The organism is Myroides marinus (genome assembly GCF_900109075.1).
GTDB lineage: Bacteria > Bacteroidota > Bacteroidia > Flavobacteriales > Flavobacteriaceae > Flavobacterium > Flavobacterium marinum_A.
Window position 1 is genome coordinate 95207 of the sequence record NZ_FNYS01000003.1, and the last position, 18703, is coordinate 113909.

General features: G+C 30.9%; 14 protein-coding genes. 10 read left to right on the top strand and 4 right to left on the bottom strand.

The genetic code is table 11. The annotated features are described in order from the left end of the window. Nucleotides 1-127: 127 nt before the first annotated feature. Nucleotides 128-1597: a hypothetical protein gene (locus tag BMX53_RS04970; RefSeq protein ID WP_074744908.1), complete on the top strand. Its 1470-nt coding sequence runs from the start codon at nucleotides 128-130 to the stop codon at nucleotides 1595-1597. A 375-nt stretch (nucleotides 1598-1972) separates the two neighbouring features. On the opposite strand, the gene BMX53_RS04975 is transcribed toward BMX53_RS04970, so the two are convergent. From BMX53_RS04975 to BMX53_RS04985, 3 genes are read right to left on the bottom strand one after another with little or no spacing between them, the layout of a single operon-like run. After that, nucleotides 1973-2386: an EamA family transporter gene (locus BMX53_RS04975; protein WP_074744911.1), complete on the bottom strand. Its 414-nt coding sequence runs from the start codon at nucleotides 2384-2386 to the stop codon at nucleotides 1973-1975. Between the two features lie 6 nt (nucleotides 2387-2392). Then, the gene (locus BMX53_RS04980; protein WP_074744913.1) at nucleotides 2393-3724 is read right to left on the bottom strand and encodes a hypothetical protein; all 1332 of its coding nucleotides are present in this window, start codon (nucleotides 3722-3724) and stop codon (nucleotides 2393-2395) included. Between the two features lie 28 nt (nucleotides 3725-3752). Further along, nucleotides 3753-4703, bottom strand: a complete 951-nt coding sequence (locus BMX53_RS04985) for a metallophosphoesterase (RefSeq protein ID WP_074744915.1) — start codon at nucleotides 4701-4703, stop codon at nucleotides 3753-3755. A gap of 365 nt (nucleotides 4704-5068) precedes the next feature. Between BMX53_RS04985 and acnA the strand changes: the two genes are divergently transcribed. From acnA to BMX53_RS05000, 3 genes are all read left to right on the top strand, one after another. Next, complete coding sequence (gene acnA / locus BMX53_RS04990; RefSeq protein ID WP_074744917.1) at nucleotides 5069-7798, top strand: aconitate hydratase AcnA; 2730 nt, start codon at nucleotides 5069-5071, stop codon at nucleotides 7796-7798. A 226-nt stretch (nucleotides 7799-8024) separates the two neighbouring features. Continuing rightward, nucleotides 8025-9425 (top strand): UDP-glucose 6-dehydrogenase, encoded by a 1401-nt coding sequence (locus tag BMX53_RS04995; RefSeq protein ID WP_074745068.1) that lies wholly within the window; start codon nucleotides 8025-8027, stop codon nucleotides 9423-9425. A gap of 973 nt (nucleotides 9426-10398) precedes the next feature. Further along, the gene (locus BMX53_RS05000) at nucleotides 10399-11793 is read left to right on the top strand and encodes an Ig-like domain-containing protein (protein WP_167357239.1); all 1395 of its coding nucleotides are present in this window, start codon (nucleotides 10399-10401) and stop codon (nucleotides 11791-11793) included. Nucleotides 11794-11878: 85 nt separating this feature from the next. Here BMX53_RS05000 and BMX53_RS05005 read toward each other — a convergent pair whose 3' ends face one another. Beyond that, nucleotides 11879-12817 carry a Dyp-type peroxidase gene (locus tag BMX53_RS05005; RefSeq protein WP_074744921.1) on the bottom strand — a complete coding sequence of 313 codons (939 nt, stop codon included), beginning with the start codon at nucleotides 12815-12817 and terminating at the stop codon, nucleotides 11879-11881. A gap of 240 nt (nucleotides 12818-13057) precedes the next feature. On the opposite strand from BMX53_RS05005, the gene BMX53_RS05010 reads away from it, so the two are divergent. The 6 genes from BMX53_RS05010 to BMX53_RS19230 all read left to right on the top strand — a co-directional run bounded on the left by BMX53_RS05010 (nucleotide 13058) and on the right by BMX53_RS19230 (nucleotide 18702). Beyond that, on the top strand, nucleotides 13058-13360 hold the full coding sequence (locus BMX53_RS05010) for a hypothetical protein (protein WP_074744923.1): 303 nt from the start codon (nucleotides 13058-13060) through the stop codon (nucleotides 13358-13360). After that, nucleotides 13357-14016 (top strand): DUF4328 domain-containing protein, encoded by a 660-nt coding sequence (locus BMX53_RS05015; protein WP_074744925.1) that lies wholly within the window; start codon nucleotides 13357-13359, stop codon nucleotides 14014-14016. The genes BMX53_RS05010 and BMX53_RS05015 overlap by 4 nt, the downstream gene beginning before the upstream one ends. Before the next feature lie 397 nt (nucleotides 14017-14413). After that, nucleotides 14414-15298 carry a hypothetical protein gene (locus BMX53_RS05020; RefSeq protein ID WP_074744927.1) on the top strand — a complete coding sequence of 295 codons (885 nt, stop codon included), beginning with the start codon at nucleotides 14414-14416 and terminating at the stop codon, nucleotides 15296-15298. 495 nt (nucleotides 15299-15793) lie between these two features. Next, nucleotides 15794-17581: a tetratricopeptide repeat-containing sensor histidine kinase gene (locus BMX53_RS05025; RefSeq protein ID WP_244154467.1), complete on the top strand. Its 1788-nt coding sequence runs from the start codon at nucleotides 15794-15796 to the stop codon at nucleotides 17579-17581. An 11-nt stretch (nucleotides 17582-17592) separates the two neighbouring features. Then, the gene (locus BMX53_RS19225) at nucleotides 17593-17829 is read left to right on the top strand and encodes a sensor histidine kinase (protein ID WP_244154476.1); all 237 of its coding nucleotides are present in this window, start codon (nucleotides 17593-17595) and stop codon (nucleotides 17827-17829) included. A gap of 144 nt (nucleotides 17830-17973) precedes the next feature. Then, complete coding sequence (locus BMX53_RS19230) at nucleotides 17974-18702, top strand: hypothetical protein (protein ID WP_244154468.1); 729 nt, start codon at nucleotides 17974-17976, stop codon at nucleotides 18700-18702. Nucleotide 18703: the final 1 nt, after the last annotated feature.

Genomic DNA, 18703 nt, shown 5'->3' on the forward strand with positions numbered 1-18703 from the left:
TTATCCATATCTAGTATAATTATTAATTTGTTTGGCTACCCTTATTTATAAGGGTAGCTTTTATTTTATTAGGAGCGCTGTTAGTGCCGAAGTTATTTAATATCTTCACATTAGAAAAGAAATAGTAATGATAGAGTTAGAAACAAGTATTCACGATGCCTATTCTTTAGAGGTAAAAGTTGGGTTTAAATCAGATAAGATTGGCCAGCAAGCTGAGTTTGAAAGCAATACGTGGCTATTTATTCCTAATAGCTTAGATATTAACGCTTCTACTTATAGGAAAGAGCAATTCTATTCAGATGTGAAATCTAAAATAAGGTTTATTACTCCTACATATCTTTTAAAGGAAATTGTAGATAATGGTGCTGTTCCTCTAAATAATTTAAAGTCAGCTTTAAATGATGTTTTAACTGATGATAAGTCTGACATGGACTTATTGATGGAGTATGAGTTTCAGCTAAAGATGTTTATGGCTATTTTTAGGAGTGCTCTTAGAGACCATATTACATTTACAAAGAAGTGTATTACTACTGAAGATTTTGAAGAACAATGTATTGAGTTTGTCGCTATTGTAGATAATATTTCTATTCAATTTAGAGCTATTAGAGAGTTGATAGATAATATTGAAGAAGAGAATGAGATTAGAAATTTTTATGAATTTGCTGATGAATATTTATCATATGCAATTATACATCAGATTTTTAATTTTCTAGAAAGACTTTCTGTCGAACAATATAAATCTGTTTATCAACATTTTGTAGGGTTGATTTCAAGAGAAAAAGAATATATGCGTAAGCAGAACTATCTTGATATTATTAAAGGAGATAAAGAGAATAATCAGAAAGTTGTTTATAGACATGCGATGCTAGATAAATACATAGAATCAGATTTAGTATTAACCTCTAATAAACGAAGAGATGAGGATGGCGTTATAGCACAGCAGATTTATTATAGTTTAGCAGCTGGGTTATCTATGATATTTGCAACTGTTATCGCCTTTTCTTTCCAACAGAAGTACGGTAATTTCACAATGCCTCTTTTTGTTGCATTAGTAATTAGTTATATGTTAAAAGATAGGATTAAGGAATTAATGAGGTACTATTTTATTGGAAAAATAGGAGGTAAGTATTATGATAATAAAACTAATATTAGTGTAAAGGAGCAAAAAATAGGTTGGATTAGAGAAGCTATTGATTTTATTGCAGAGGATAAAGTGCCAGAAGAGGTACTTAATATCCGAGATCGCTCAGCCCTACTTGAGATAGAGAACAAAATTCACAACGAGAAGATATTGTTGTATAGAAAGAAAGTCCACTTAGATAATAAGAAGGTGATTAAGGAAAGTACCTATGCTTTTGATGGAATAAATGATATAATGCATTTTAATCTGACTAGGTTTAGCCAGCGTATGAATAACCCTTATATAGCTGTATATACACTGGATGATGAGACAGGTGAACCCGAACAAGTATTAGCAGATAAAATATATTATCTAAACTTTATAACTCAAATAAAGTATGATGGAAAGGTCGACTATAAACGTTTTAGGGTGGTATGTAAACGAACAGGAATAGAGGCAATTGAAGCTCTAGCATAATCTCCTTTTCCTATAAGAGTAGATTAAGAACTAAGAATATGTTAAGTATTCACTATTTATTGCATTACTGTTTATAGTTATAAACCTATTAGCAAGGCTTTTTTTTGTATTATCTCTTATTCCTGTATAAATACTGTTCAATATTTAAATCGTTGGACAGTTCTGGGACAATAAGCTGAGTATACTGGACTAGAAGTGTTGTTTGTCCACCTATTGTCCAACTATACATTATGAATAGTCCTATCTTAGATATATTCAACAAATAAGGTATTAACCTTATTATACATTAATTCTTGTTTATAGAGTTGAATAATTGCCTTTTGTTCTTTGGAATGGAGTATTGAGATATAATAAATAGGAGGGATACTAGTCTTATTATAAAATAAGAACTAGTGTCCCTCCTACGATTAGGCACCCACCTATTATGGTTTTTAGATCTAAAGGTTCTTTTAAAAATAAAAAAGAGATAATTAGTACAAATACGATGCTAAGCTTATCTATTGGTGCTACCTTAGATACAGGGCCAGATTCTAAAGCTTTAAAATAAAAGATCCAAGATAATCCAGTAGCAATACCAGAAGCGACTAAGAATATTAGATTGTATTTGCTTAACTCTTTGACAGACTTGAAGTCATTATTGGCTAAGACAATTCCCCAAGCTAAAACTAATACCACGCTAGTTCTAATCGCTGTAGCTAAATTTCCATTAATCCCTTTTACTCCTATTTTTGATAAAATAGCTGTCATAGCAGCGAAGATAGCAGAGAGGAGAGCATAGTATTTCCACATAATTGTTTACTTGTATAGATAATCATCAAAAGACGTTTTAAAAGGGATTGGTATATCCTTTCTAATCTGTTCTTCAAAGATATGTAAATCTATTGCATTAGAAGTAAACATAGGTATCAAGAAATCAAATAGCCTAGTTTTGACACATAATTTTGATTCTACGACACCATTGTCTAGAGTAGTGTTGAGTATACACATATAGTCTACATCTTCTAAAAGTAGTATGTGGGTGTACTGATGGTCAGCAAAACCTAATTCCTGGTTGCTGTCATCTATCCATATAAAAGGTCTATTCTGAGATATTTCTTGTATAAATGTAGGAATTCTATATATGTGTGGTGTTTCCTTATAACAGACCATATCTAAGTAAACTTCGCTAGATAACGTTGTACAGTGAGCTATTGATAATTTTATAATATACTCTGGATAGATTATAGCACTTAGGTATTCTTTTAGGTTTGTGATTAGAAAAAACACACGATTGTTTGCTGCATCTAAATCAGTAGGGTATGCATTCGAAAAATAGAATTCTAAATCCTTGGTTTTAGCTTTTGTGCTATAAATAATAGATTTGTCTTCTTCTGTATCTATTAGTGCATTCTTTAAGCTATTATTTCCTAATAGAGCATTTTTTAAAAAAGAGTAGGGTTTATTTATTACTTTATCGCATTCACAATATGAAAAGTAATTAGCAACAGGAATATTCTTTCTGTCACAATCATAAAAAGCAAAATCATCTAAAATTATATTCCCAACTCTAACAGGAACATTAAATGAATATTTGATTAAATCATCATTATTATCCGGTATACCTTTAACTACCTCTTTCAGAGAAATAATATCTTCATAAGAAGCTTCCCATGAAATAAAAGTTTTTGTATCGTTTTGAATTTCATAACCTAATAAAATGTCATCTGTGAGTTCTGTAGACTCTAATAGAACGAAATTACTTGGGTTTTTTCTTGCCCAAATAAACATATTGCGTTCACAGCCAAAAGTCTCTTCAAAGATAGTTAATAGGTTAGAATTAAATCTTAGAGTATTAGCTAAGTATAAGAATGTAGGTAAGAAATTAGCAGATGAAGTAGGGATGTGACTATTGTGTTTACCTGCAATAAATAATAATGGTTTGTTATTAATGCAGGTAAAGTATAATACTTGAATATCGTCTATATTTTGATTGCAATTGTAATAAGATATCTTGTTTTTACTTATTATATGATTGTCTAATATAAAAACGGCATTCTCTGTATTTTGTATTGTTAGTATGTCTAACGGTTTAGTATCTTCAGGTCTTTTTGTATTTCCTTGTAAAAAAAGTTTTAAATACTTAATCATAAAAACAAATAAGAAAAAAGTTTGTGTTTTATTTTACAAATACTAGTTGTGTTGAGTTAAGCTTACTTTCTCCACTATATCTATAGCAAGCTAGTATTCCGTCTCCTTTAGCTACACTAAAGTCAACACAACATACGTTTTCACGTTGAATATGTGGTCTTGTTCCAGCTTTCTGTTCCATCCAATAATGTCCAAAAAAGACGGGAACCTCAGTCTCTAGATAGTAATTATCATCTTCAACGACAAAAGGAGTATCAGGCATACCTTTTACAGAATGTACACTTATAGAGCTGTATGTCATCTTATGGGGGTTCTCCCACCATTTAGTTCTAAATTCAGTTCTTAAGATACGATCCTTATCTATGAAAGTAACGCCTTCAGGCATCTTAGCTTCTTTTCCTTTTAAAGTAACTTCTACAGCTTTATTTAGATCTGTACCTTCTGTTGCAGATTCTTCTATTATTGAATTTGTTAGACAATTGTTTTCATCTAATCTTGTTCTTAGATAGTCTATATAGGTATTGTCCCAACATGCATGTACTGCTCTAAAAGAGTCGTTCTCATAAAATAAGGGTAGTGTTTTAAACCATTCGATATACATCTTATACATATTAGGTACAGGCATAAAGGCCGCCATAGTTACTGCGTGTTGGTTAAAGTTCTTTGGATTGTGTTCTCTTAGATAATCACCATTAGCGTTAAGTGTATTATAACATATAGCATTATATTCATGGTTTCCCATAAGAGCTATAGCTTCTCCATTATCAACCATTTTTTTGACAATATCTAGTACTTCTATAATATTAATTCCTCTATCGATATAATCACCTATAAATAATACTTTGCGTTCTGGATGTTGATAGTATCCTTTCTTGTTAGAATAACCTAAAGCATTCAATAATTTCTTTAAATCATTACTATGTCCATGAATATCACCTATTATATCAAAGTTTACAAAGTTATTGTCAATTGTCTTCATAATATACTGAATGTTTATAGTATTAAATGTACGATTTTTTTATTGTTAATATCTTATAATCGTAGAAATTTAAAGTATTATAGATAAATTTTACAATGATGAATGACAAGTGTTTGTATGTGTGATAAATAAGAATGAAGTATTGATTTTATTAAGGTGTATCATTAGATAGGAATAAATAGATATGTAATAAGGTATAATAATGCAATGGATAGCAAGTATCTATTGATAGAAGGAATTAATAAGAGAGAAGCGTTTTATGCTCACCAACTTTGCTAAAAATGTTATTTAAAGTTAAAAATGAGAATATTGGCTAGTTTTTTGCTACCTTAATGCTGATTAACTAACAACTTAATTCAGTAATAATGACAAAAAATAGAATAGCATCTCTAACTGAATTACAAAAGAAAGGTAGCAATATCGACAGATTGCCCTTTTCTATTCGTATTCTTCTAGAGAATGTATTGCGTAACCATGATGGTTATGTAGTAACAGATGAACATTTAGATACACTTATTCACTGGGATCCAAAAGGAACGGATAAGGACATTCCCTTTAAACCTGCTAGGGTACTAATGCAAGATTTTACAGGTGTACCTGCGGTAGTAGATATTGCATCATTAAGAGACGAATTTATTCGACAAGGTAAAGATGGTAATAAGATTAACCCTGCAATTCCTGTAGATTTAGTAATTGACCACTCTGTACAAGTAGATTATTTTGGTACAGATTACGCTTTTCAAAGTAATGTTGAGAAAGAATACGAGCGTAACTCAGAACGATATGAACTATTAAAGTGGGCACAAAAAGAGTTGACTAATTTTACAGTAGTTCCTCCAGGAATGGGAATTTGTCACCAAGTGAATTTAGAGTATTTAGCTAAAGGAGTTATTGAACGTGATGGATGGGTATTCCCTGATACATTAGTAGGTACAGATTCACATACTCCTATGGTTAATGGTATCGGAGTTATCGCATGGGGTGTAGGAGGGATAGAAGCTGAAGCAGCGATGTTAGGGCAACCTATCTATTTTACGTGTCCTGAGGTAATAGGATTAAAACTTACAGGTAAGATACCGCAAGGTGCCACAGCGACAGATATGGTACTTTCTATTACTAAGATATTGCGCCAACATGGTGTTGTAGGTAAGTTTGTTGAAGTATTCGGTGATGGGTTAGATAATTTATCAGTAACAGATAGAGCTACTATTTCTAATATGTCACCAGAGTTTGGATGTACAGTTACGTATTTCCCTATTGATGGGCGTACACTTGACTATATGCGTGCAACAAATAGAAGTGAAAAACAGGTTCAATTAGTAGAGGAATACTGTAAGGAGAATATGCTTTGGAGAACTGGTAAGGAGACGATAGATTATACAGCTGTATTAGAACTGGATTTAAATACATTAGAACCTACTGTTTCTGGACCTAAACGTCCTCAAGATAAAATCTTAGTAAAGGATTTGAACAAGTCTTTCTCTGTATTATTAGAGCAGGAGTATAATCGTACATATACAGATACAAAAGAGCGTAGAGAGCACGCTTGGCTTTCAGAAGGAGGCTCTGGTACTGAGTTTTCTTATGAAGAAAAACAACTAACAGGACAAGCCACAGAGGTTGTTAATGACAGTCTTCGCTCTGTGCGTATTAAGCAGAAAAATAAAGAGTATGTATTAAGTGATGGTAGTATTGTTATAGCTGCTATTACGAGTTGTACTAATACTTCTAACCCAGAGGTAATGATAGGGGCAGGTTTAGTAGCTAGAAAAGCTATTGAAAAAGGACTGAGAACTAAATCATGGGTTAAAACTAGTTTAGCACCAGGATCTAAAGTGGTGACACAATATTTAGAGCGTTCAGGACTATCAGAAGATTTAGAAGCATTGAGATTTCATACCGTAGGATATGGATGTACTTCATGTATTGGGAACAGTGGTCCATTGCCAGCAGCAGTGGCAGAAGCAGTTACTAAAGGAGATTTAGTAGTAGCCTCTGTTTTATCTGGAAATAGAAACTTCGAAGCCAGAGTACATCCACAGGTAAAAATGAACTTCTTAATGTCTCCTATGCTTGTAGTAGCTTACGCATTAGTGGGTAGAGTAGATATTGATTTGATGAATGATCCATTAGATTATGATCCGAACGGGCAACCTGTGTATCTAAAAGATATATGGCCTACTCATGAAGAGATTAGAGCAGTTATGAATGAGTCTTTGAGACAAGAAGATTTTGAACAAGTGTATAGTGTGATCTTTGATGGAGAACAGGATTGGAAAGACTTACAAGCTCCTACTGGACAGAAGTTTGAATGGGATACTAAATCTACTTATATCAGACAAGCCCCATTCTTTGAAAACTTACCAACACAGCCTAAGGCAATATCAGATATACATAATGCGAGAGTATTATTATATCTTGGTGATTCAGTCACTACAGACCACATTTCTCCAGCTGGTGCATTTAATGAAAGTTCAGCAGCAGGTAAATACTTGTTGTCTCAAGGAGTAGAACCAAAAGATTTTAACTCTTATGGATCTAGACGTGGTAATCATGAGGTGATGATGCGAGGTACTTTTGCAAACGTACGTATTAAGAATAAAGTAGCTCAGCGCGAAGGAGGTTATAGTACTTACTTACCTACTAATGAATCTTTATCTGTGTTTGATACAGCGATGAAGTATCAGGCTGATCAAACTCCATTAATTGTTTTAGCTGGAAAAGAATATGGAAGTGGTTCTTCTAGAGACTGGGCGGCTAAAGGAACATACCTTTTAGGGGTTAAGGCAGTTATTGCAGAGAGCTTTGAGCGTATTCATAGAAGTAATCTTATCGGTATGGGAATAGCTCCACTACAATTTATAGAGAATCAAAATGCAGAATCTCTTGGATTAACAGGTAAAGAAGTGTTTACGATCGTCGGTATTGAAGATAATCTTACACCTCATAAACTAATAGAGGTAAAAGCTGTAAGTGAGGATGGTAGAGAAAAGCTATTCCAAGTGAAAGCTAGATTTGATTCTTTAATCGAAATAGAATATTATAAAAATGAAGGTATCCTTCAGTATGTATTAAGAGATTACCTTAAACAATAAATTAATCTAAAAGCTACTTATTCAATTAAGTAGCTTTTTTTATATAATAAAAAGTGATTAACTATCTCTTTATTCAGTTAGAGTACTTTAATACCTAAGGCTAGTGGTATATAGGAATTCACAAATAATTATATTGGGTATAATATAGAATTGAGTAACTTTGCTTATTAGCAAAATTCTATTGATGCTAATAAGATCAAAGTATCAATTTACTTTTAATAAAGACATGAAAGAAATTCAAAAAATTTGTTGTGTAGGGGCTGGCTATGTAGGAGGTCCTACTATGGCAGTTATAGCACAAAAGAATCCACATATTCAGATCACAGTAGTCGATTTAAACGAAGCTCGTATTCAAGCTTGGAAGGATGAGGATTTGAGTAAATTACCTATCTATGAACCAGGACTTGATGTAATAGTAGGTGAGGCAAGAGGGCGTAACTTATTTTTTGATACCAATGTAGATAAGGCTATTGATGAAGCAGATATGATATTTATCTCAGTAAATACTCCAACTAAGACTTATGGAAAAGGGAAGGGTATGGCCGCTGATTTAAAGTATATTGAATTATGTGCTCGTCAAATAGCAAGAGTTGCTAAAACAGATAAAATAGTAGTAGAGAAATCAACACTACCTGTACGTACAGCACAAGCAATCAAGCGTATTTTAGATCAGACAGGTAATGGAGTAGAGTTTCAAATCTTATCTAACCCAGAGTTTTTAGCAGAGGGGACAGCAGTTCAGGATTTAATGAACCCAGACCGAGTACTAATAGGAGGATCAGAAACATCTAAAGGAAAAGAGGCTATAGAAGCTTTAGCAGCTATATATGGAGCTTGGGTACCACAAGAGCGCATTTTGCGTACTAATGTTTGGTCATCAGAGTTGTCTAAATTAACAGCAAATGCTTTCTTAGCACAACGTGTTTCTTCTATTAATGCTATTTCTGAGCTATGTGAAGTATCAGGAGCAGATGTTAATGAAGTAGCAAGAGCGATAGGAACAGATAGTCGTATTGGCAATAAATTCTTAAAAGCTTCAGTGGGGTTTGGAGGTTCTTGTTTCCAAAAAGATATCTTGAATTTAGTTTATATAGCGAAGTCTTACGGATTAGATGAAGTGGCAGATTATTGGGAGCAGGTGATTATTATGAATGACCACCAAAAACGTCGTTTTGCAGATAATATTGTAACTACTCTGTTTAATACTGTAAATGGTAAGAAGATTGCATTTTTAGGATGGGCTTTTAAGAAAGATACGAATGACACTCGTGAATCTGCAGCTATATATGTAGCAAATGATTTAATAGAAGAAGAAGCACAGATTCATGTGTATGATCCTAAGGTGACAGAAATACAAATGTTATCAGATTTGGATTATCTAGCTACTCGTGATGCAGAATGTAATGCAAAGCATTTAACTGTTCATGCTGATGCTTATAAAGCGTTAGAAGAAGCACATGGTATAGCAGTCTTGACAGAATGGGATGAATTCAAAACGTATGATTGGCAACGAATCTACGACAATATGCAGAAACCAGCTTTCATATTTGATGGGCGTAATATATTAGAACATCAGATGTTAGAAGAGGTAGGGTTTGAGATATATACCATAGGTAAAGGTAAATAATTAGATGTTTATCTGATAAATGATTAGTATACGCTTTACATAAAAAAGAAGGCTTTCTATAATAGAAAGCCTTCTTTTTTTATCATACAATTGGTTATTTATACATGTCATAGTGGGAAGTATGTTGTATAAATAATTCTCTATAAATTGTGTTTAGTAAATTCAACAAGTGGATTCTACTTTAAAGCTCTTTTTAGTAATTAGCTATCTTAAGGGCTTTTTTGTACAATGGACTTCTGTCAATATCTTTTAAACTTATAGTTACGTATAATGGGGGATACACCGATTGTATTTTTCTAATGCAAAAGTATAAAGTGTTCTATTTGTATCTTTACGGTTTTCCGTAAAAGTGTTTTAATTTAACTATAATTGAATGTTTTAATTTATTTTTAAAACATTAATATGGTGTTTAATGTAATTTTTTTTGATGATTTATAATGCAATTAAGATAATTGATTGTAATGTTTTGGGATATATATTTGGTTTTTTATTTGCTTAAGTAATCAAGAGCAAGATATCTTTTATAAAATAGCAGATGTTAAAAGGTTTAATATTGTTGTTTTTATTAACGTAGTAATGGTAGTTGAGTGATAAATGTTAATTGTGATTAACAATTTTTGAATATTCAAAGAAATTAGCAATGTGTTATTGTTAAATATTGTTATTTATATAATGAGTTTTTTATACTGATATAGTATTTTATTATACTTATTATTAGAATGGTATTTTTAACAATAAATGATTGAAAAGTGATAATGATAATATATGATAAATAATAAAAGGTATTAATTTTTTAATTGTATAAAATTTAGTGATATTTAATAAGTTTTTGTAATATATTATTAAAGTATTGTCTGTGAGTTTTGTGTAATTTTTATATTTAAGTTAATTTTTGTAAGAATATGGTATGAATATTTCGTAAATTAATGTAACGAAATAATAACATAATGTCATGAACACAAAGGCTTTACTAATGATAATTTTCTCAGCATTAGTATTTAGTTGCTCCCCAAATTCTGGAGCAGGAGAAGGCATAAAAGAAGAGGTGACTTTTGAATTCGAACAAAAAGAAAGAACAATTACAGTTGGTGATAGTTTTGATCTTTTTACTGTTTTAAAACAGGTAAATGTAAAACGAGAAGATATACAATGGGGAGTTGATAATAACAATATAGCTAGTTTATCGGGTAGTGTTGTAAAAGGTGTGTCAGGAGGGGAAACTATTATTACTGCTAAAATTAAGAATACAAATTATCTAACTAGAATGAAACTTATTGTCCGACAAGCAAAGTTAAAATTTAGACAAGATAAGCTTGAGTTGATAGTCAATAAGAATTATGATCTTAGTAAGTTACTTGATTTTAGTGGGGTTGAAATTAATCAATTAAATTGGGTTACATCAGATAATAGTATTGCTACTGTTGATAATAGTGGAGTAATATATAGTAGACGTGAAGGGGAAGTAAAAGTCGTTGTATATGTTAAAGGTACTTCTGTAAAAGCAGAGATACGATTGATTGTTTTTAAAGATCAGTTAATTGATATAGTATTTGAGAGTGAAACTATAGAAATATATGCGATGGAAAGTGCTTCTATTCCTTTTAAAACGATTCCGGAGGGAGCTAGTCTAGAAGGAACAGTTTGGAACGTTGATGCGTTAAAACGTGTTAGAGTAGTTAAGCCAGGAGTATTATATGGAGATATGTTAGAAACGGGAACTTTAGTAGTTACATTACCAAATGGACGTAAAAAATCTGTAACGATTGAAGTTGTGTCTAAAGGAATATCTGAAATAAGAGCTCCTTATGGCCTTAATGTTGATATGTATGAAGGAAGTAAAGAACGTCTAGAGTTTGTGTTATTTCCGATTGGTGAAGATTATGAGGGTTTAGAATTTAAGGTAGATAACTCTATTGTTAGTGTAAATAAAGATGGTATGATAGAATCAACTGTTGGAAAAAGAGGTATCGTAAATTTAAATGTTAGAAGTAAAAAGAATCCAAGTGTAAGTTTAGATATGAAGATTGAAGTGAGAAGTTTTGCTGAATATGTTTATGTAGATATTAATTTCGATATTGATAAGTACACAGGTGATCTTTATTCAGGACAAGGAGAAATCAGTATATATAAGATGGCTATTGATGATTTTACAATTAGTAATTTTAAAATATTGGATGGTAATAAAAAAGTCATTTATAATGATTCAGGAACTTATAGATTAGATCACTATTACACAGTTAGTTTTGATAAGGTTTATAAGCCTTATATGGAATTTACACTAACATTTAAAGGTGAAAAAGTTATACGTAGGGAAGAATTAAAAGCCCAAATATTTGGAGATTATAGAATGATATTGGGATATAAATAACTTAACGTATCCAATGGTATTAATATATTTATAGCATAAAGAAAACACCTCTTAGAATATTTTTTAAGAGGTGTTTTATATTTTGTTATTCAGCAGAATAGTTATCTAAGATATCCAGTGAAGGAACAAAGAATAATGTCCCAGAGATAGCTTTACTAAAGTCTAGAAGTTTATCATAATTACCTATAGGATCTCCTATGAACATATTTTTTAGCATCTTTTCAGTTGTGCTAAAAGTAGAGGCATAAGAGATAAAGTAAGTACCCGCTTGTCCTTTAGAAGGATTAGCATACGGCATATTTGCTCTAATTATTTTAAGTTCATTACCATTTTCATCTTCTATTGCAGTTAAAGCAGTATGGGAGTTAGCTGGTTTTTTACCTTCTTCCATTTCAATATCAGTAGCTTTATATCTACCAATTACTTTTTCTTGTTCTTCTGTAGATAAAGTATCCCAATCTTTCATAAAGTGGATATATTTCTGTACAAATAAGTAGCTACCCCCTTTATAGTCTGGATCTTCATCTCCTATGATACCAAAGTAGTCACGATCCTCTCCAATAGGATTCTCTGTACCATCTACAAAGCCAATTATAGCACGTCCATCCCAATATTTAAAACCTTGTACTTCATCTATACAATCTGCTACAGGAAGTAGTACTTTAGAGATAGCCATAGCCATATCATAACAAATAGCTGAATTAATAGCACTTAAATGTAGATGTAAGTCAGCATCTGTAGAGACTGCGGTATGTTTGTCTCCTTTGATTTCTTGGAAGTTTTTAAGTTCTTTAGGTAAGGGAGTAGGTAAATCTAGTTTTAACCAAGCATCGTGGCTTACTCCTAGAATGCAACTAGTAGGGCCTGCGTTTACTCTAACTTTAAAAGAGTTATTTAGATTGTTGACCAATCCACATAAAGCTTCAAATGCTTCTTTTATTTCAGCTCCTTCTTTAAATTTCCAAACAGAAAAAATAGTATTGTTATTCGGATAATCTGTAACGTTTTGTGCTTTTTGACTCATGTAGATTCTTTTTAACGGTTATTTTATATTTGTCTTGTAAAGATATCGATTTTAAGGTTAAAAAGGTGGGATTATAGTGTGAAATTAAGGCTAATCATCGAACTGAAGAGAATGGAATTATTGTTTGTTCAATACTAAATTACTTTATAAAGTAGTTTAGTGCTAAGTGTTAAAATAAAGGTTAAGTAGTATGGTTATGCTACTGTTCTAGTATGTTTGTAGAAATTTAAAGATAAGTATATGCAAATTCTATTATGGGCTATAGTTAGTTTCGTCTTTGTAGGGAGTATTTTTATGTTTATCCCTTCGGTTATGTCTATTGCTTCTCCTCGTTCAAAAGTGGAAGGTAGAAGGTACTATTGGATAGACAAGGTATCAAAGATATTCTTTGGATTAGTAATGTTGTACCCAGTGGTGTTTTTAATTGCGGTTCTATGTTATAGATTCTTGGATTCGAAAGTAATTCACGGTTTATTGGGATATGTGATGGTATTATTAGTACTATTTTTGACATGGAGTATATTAGATAAAAGTAAAAAATGAAAAATAATAAATCATTAGCGAGTACTGTAGTTATATTGTTTGTAATTGTAGGATTGATGCAAGTGGGAACACTTTTCTTTAGTTTTAGAGAAATACAGGAGTTAAGTAACCATAATATAGAAGGAGCTTATAGTAGTATATATGAGTATCAGAATAGAATGAGAGGTATTGAGGTTTATGCTTTTCTAAGTAATATGATTGAACTTACGGCTTATGTGACCTTTTTATGTTGGTTTTATAATGCTTATGCTAATCTAAAAAAAGCAGGAATTAATTATGTTAGTCATTCTAATAGTTATGCAGTGTGGGCCTGGATTATACCTATTCTGAATTTGTTTAAATCATTTCAATTGACTAAGGAAGTTGTAGATAAGAGTCAGAATAGAATTATGGATTTAGATGAAGGGTATTTACCACAAAATCTAAATAAAAGTATTAATACTTGTTGGATAATGGTTGTAAGCCATTTTATTTTGAGCATAGGAATATTTATATGGGGAATGAATAAAAATACTTTTGAAGCAGGGATTCTAATTATGCAGTTAGGAGGAGTGCTAAATATAGTTATGATACTCATTACTCTATTGTTAGCTTTTATCGTTTATAAAGTGAGTAAGATAGAAGAACATCTTTTCCAAATAGTTAATAATAGTTAGTTTTATAGAATAACGATATAATTGAAGTATATGACTAAGTTGTATACTTTTTTTGTTTAATATTTTGTGTGCTTATAAAGATGTGCAATAGATGTCTACGAAGCATCAATTAGATATTCTGATTATACTCCTATAGTTTTAGAAAGCAAACAAAAGAGAAAGAAATGGACGGATATAGTCGATTTGTTTTAGATAAAAAAAATATAATGATATTTTTTAATATTTATTAGCTTTAAATGTGATTTATTGAATAAAATGTTTTAGTTTTGTTAATAAGTCAGTTGGTTCAGCTATGAGTATTTTGTATTTGAGACCTTATAAATAGGGTGATAGAGAACAAAAAAGAATTAAAAACCAACATAAAACAATTTGTTAATTTTATTGTTTTATCATCAATATGAACAAGAATTTACCACAATATATTCATTTAGATCAATCATACTTCTTCGATATTGATGAAGTTTATAGAGGCGCGGAGGTTATTGTTCAGCGTCTAATTAATTATGATCTATATCAACAATTACACTCAGAAGAGTGTAAGAAGTTAAGTCAAAAGGAATTATGTGATAGCTATGATAAAGCTATAGAGACAGAACATGTCGTTTTAGAAAAAGGCGGATATATTATAGATAATAGCTTTTTTCACGGAGAGTTTTTGATTGGTGATACAGGTCTTTTAGATGGTCCTTGTCAGTTAAAAAGTAAATCGAATGATAGTTTATTTGATTTAAGTTTTGTTAAAGGGATAGCTGTTGAAGGAAGTATTACTGAGCAGGGGGTCATAAATTCTAAGTTTACTTTAAATGGGACTATACTTACTGTAGATGTTTATGAAGATGGTTTATTGAATCATAAACAAGTTATTGATTTTACTTTAGATCACGATGAAAATTCTATCTTTTACACTTATTACGATAATCAAGAAGTAGAAAGTATAGAAGACAATATTAGTCAGGTGCACAAGGTATATTATCGAAATGGCAAAATCCAAAAAATAAAGGATCTAGCTAATGAACGTACTCAGTTCTTTGATAATAATGGGATTTTAAGAGAAGAATTTTATAGTGAGAATGGTTATAGATGTTCATTAACTTATCAAGAGGGGATACTTACAGATAAAACGTGTATAGGAGAAGAAGATGAGTATTTTTACTTTTATAAAGATGGGAAGTTAGATTTCTATGAAGTATTAGATAAAGCTACGGATATAACCAGTGTGTATAAAAGTAATGGAGAATTGGTACAACAAGATAGTATTTATCAGTTAGGAATTACATCATAAATAGTGATTTTAAGTTTAACTCGACGTTTTTTAAATATAAATTGATTGCTGTAGCAAGCAATGTAAGATATAAAAGAGCTTTAATATAGAGATTAAAGCTCTTTTTTTGTTGTAAATAATTAAAAATTAGATAATTGAAAATTGCATATTTTTTTAAAAAAAAATATTGTCTACATAGTGCATATTTACTAGAAAAGTACTAATATTGCACTGTTATCAAAATCTGTTATTTGATAATGCGCTCCCTAGTCAGGCTTCCAATTCTGATTAGGGAGTATTTTTTTGCACTTATCTCAAAAGGCATGTGTATTTGCCCTAAATTTTATTCTATAATAAGTTTTCTTAGACTTACTATTTTCGTAAGTAAAGTCTAGATTGTCAAGTTATTTGTGTTGTTTTGCGATTTTTAGTTAAAACTTCAGCTACTATAGATGAACTATAGTGTTGATTTAATTATCATTGTCTACATTTGCGATTGTATTGATACAAACTTATATGGAAAGATTTCGCCTAATTAATTTTCTATTAGTTGTAAGTACATTGTTATTAGTTAATTGTAGTAAGCCAAAACAAGTAAGTAAAACTGACTATGATCAACTTTTTGCGGTTTGGTATGACAATGACCATAAGGATAGTTTAGCCCAGCTACTAAAGCCAGCAGTAGATGTTGCATTAAAACTAGAAAACAGTGCACCTAACCGTGTAGTTATAGACAGTGTTTTAGATCAACTGAGGTGGACACGTGATTCAGTGTCTTTTTTTAAACTGAGTAATAAAGCTATCAAATATGCTAAAGCTAAATCTGATCATCAGATGTTAGCCAATGCCTATAATGATATAGGAATGTATTATCATGACCTTGGAGTGTTAGATAGTACATTTTACTATTATATAAAAGCAGAGAACTCTTACAGAGAATCTGGAGACTCTGTTAAGATGGGAGAAATGGAATTCTATCAAGCACGTGTTTTGTTTGAGCAAGGATTACATATGGAAAGTGAGGTTAAAGTATCTAAATCTCTAAGTGTGTTAGGTAATAACCCTTTAAGTCCTATCCCTTTTGAAGCAAATTCATTGATGGCACTATGTCTAATAGAGCGTAAAGATTATAAATCTGCACAAGATTACTTTTTAAAAGGATTAAGCTTGATGCAAAAAGATTATAATAAAAATCTCATATTAGAACAGGATAGATTATTATTAGCCATGACTATGTTATATCTAAATTTATCTGATGTAGCATATTTACTTAAAGACTATGACTTAGCTATAGAGTATGCTACTACAGGACTAACTTATACAACTGCTAATACTCCTCTTCTTTTAACAGCTGTTCTAAAAGCTAATATTAATGCTAGTAAGCTATTGTTAGATGCTAGTAAAGGGAACTTTACTAATGCTGATTTTTATTTGAGAGAAGTTATCGATGTATATTATGAAGCGTTAAATGTTAATAGTTCAATGTTTGCTAATCATCAAGCGATGATGATTGCTGAACTCTATTTGACTATTAATAATTCGACAGAAGCTCTTATGTGGGCTGAGAAATCATATAATTTATCAAAAGAAAGAGAAATAATAATAGATCAACGTACAGCTTTAGAATTTATTCTTAAGCATAGTGCAATAAAAGATAGTAAGAAGATAGATGAAATAATAACTTTAAGTCATACTATAGAGGAACAAGATTATCTTACGCGTAATCAATTTGCGCGTATTGCATTTGAAACAGAGGAAATAGAAACAGAGAATAACGCTCTTAAAAATCTTATTCTTATTATTATCATTGTAAGTTTAGCTATTATTCTAGGGCTTTCTATAGGAGTGTTTTTCTATCGTTTGAATAATAAGGATAAGAAGTTGCAGTTTGTTAGACAGCAACAAAAAGCAGATGAGAGCATATATCAATTGATTTTAGAAAAGAATAGTATTAAGTTAAAAACCAAGAAAGCTGTTTACAGTAAAATTGCAAAAGATATACATGATGGGATAGTTAATGGGATTTTTACTATTCGATTTAATTTACAACAATTAGGGACAGATAATGAGAACTTAAAGAGTAGATTAATCAAGGAACTAGAGAATTTAGAGAAAACAACTAGAGATATCTCTCATGCTTTAGCAGATAATGAGATTTTTAAGGAGGTTAACTTTTCAGGATTGGTAGAGGAGTTAGTGGGAATGCAAAAAAACAAATGGCAAACAAAATTTGTATTTCATCAAGATAAAAAGGTTAATTTGGAGAAACTATCAGCAATAAAAAAATTAATATCTATTATATAATCCGTGAAGCTATTCAAAATGTAAATAAATACGCTCATGCTAGTGAATGTTCTATAAGTATAACCCATAATTCTGATGGTGTTTTTATTCAAATCCAAGACAATGGTATTGGATTTGACCCATTGGCTGTAAATAATGGGTTAGGTCTAAAGAATATGAAAGAAAGGGCGACTGTTTTAAAGAGTAAACTACATATAGATACAGTAAAAGATAAAGGAACTAAGGTGTCATTAGAATTGAAACTTTAAGTTAGAAATATTTATAAGTGAAGATATTGTGATTTTTTGCGAATATTTTGATTGATATATCGAAGAAGCTTTATACTAATTGTAAACTATTGTATAAAATCAAATATCATTGTTTACATTTGTGATGTATTTATACAAACTTTTATGAAAAAACTTCGCCAAATTAATTTTCTATTAGTTGTAATTACATTGTTATTGGTTAATTGTACTCGCTCTAAAATTGTGAACGAGACAGATTATGACCAGCTTTATGCAGTATGGTATGACAATGCTTACAAGGATAGTTTAGCTCAGACCTTACAGCCAGCAGTACAGAGAGCTTTAACTTTAAGTAATACTGTAGATAATCGTGCTTCTATTGATAGTGTCCTAAACGAACTTAGATGGACAAGAGATTCTGTATCATTTCATAAACTTAGTCGAAAAGCAATTAAATATGCTAAGAGCAAATCTGATGAATATATGTTAGCTAATGCATATAATGATATCGGTATGTATTATCATGATTTAAATGTGATGGATAGTACGTTCTATTATTATATAAAAGCCGAAAATGTATATAAACAGGTAGGTGATTCTATGAAAATAGGAGAAATGGAGTTCTATCAAGCACGTTTACTTTTTGAAAAAGGTTTACATATGGAGAGCGAGGTCAAAGTCTCTAATGCTCTGCATATACTTAAAGACTATCCTTTGAATCCAATCCCTTTTGAGGCTAATCAGTTAATGGCACTTTGTCTATTAGAGAGAAATGATTATAAAGAGGCTAAGAAATATATGTTAGAGGCTCTTACCTTAATGCAAAAAGATTTTAAACAGAATAAAGTTCTAGATAAACCAAGATTAGTACTTGCACTTAGTACTTGCACTTAGT

Coding starts and splice junctions, on each gene's coding strand:
- BMX53_RS04970 (WP_074744908.1), top strand. CDS start 128: ATGATAGAGTTAGAAACAAGTATTCACGATGCCTATTCTTTAGAGGTA.
- BMX53_RS04975 (WP_074744911.1), bottom strand. CDS start 2,386: ATGTGGAAATACTATGCTCTCCTCTCTGCTATCTTCGCTGCTATGACA.
- BMX53_RS04980 (WP_074744913.1), bottom strand. CDS start 3,724: ATGATTAAGTATTTAAAACTTTTTTTACAAGGAAATACAAAAAGACCT.
- BMX53_RS04985 (WP_074744915.1), bottom strand. CDS start 4,703: ATGAAGACAATTGACAATAACTTTGTAAACTTTGATATAATAGGTGAT.
- acnA (WP_074744917.1), top strand. CDS start 5,069: ATGACAAAAAATAGAATAGCATCTCTAACTGAATTACAAAAGAAAGGT.
- BMX53_RS04995 (WP_074745068.1), top strand. CDS start 8,025: ATGAAAGAAATTCAAAAAATTTGTTGTGTAGGGGCTGGCTATGTAGGA.
- BMX53_RS05000 (WP_167357239.1), top strand. CDS start 10,399: ATGATAATTTTCTCAGCATTAGTATTTAGTTGCTCCCCAAATTCTGGA.
- BMX53_RS05005 (WP_074744921.1), bottom strand. CDS start 12,817: ATGAGTCAAAAAGCACAAAACGTTACAGATTATCCGAATAACAATACT.
- BMX53_RS05010 (WP_074744923.1), top strand. CDS start 13,058: ATGCAAATTCTATTATGGGCTATAGTTAGTTTCGTCTTTGTAGGGAGT.
- BMX53_RS05015 (WP_074744925.1), top strand. CDS start 13,357: ATGAAAAATAATAAATCATTAGCGAGTACTGTAGTTATATTGTTTGTA.
- BMX53_RS05020 (WP_074744927.1), top strand. CDS start 14,414: ATGAACAAGAATTTACCACAATATATTCATTTAGATCAATCATACTTC.
- BMX53_RS05025 (WP_244154467.1), top strand. CDS start 15,794: ATGGAAAGATTTCGCCTAATTAATTTTCTATTAGTTGTAAGTACATTG.
- BMX53_RS19230 (WP_244154468.1), top strand. CDS start 17,974: ATGAAAAAACTTCGCCAAATTAATTTTCTATTAGTTGTAATTACATTG.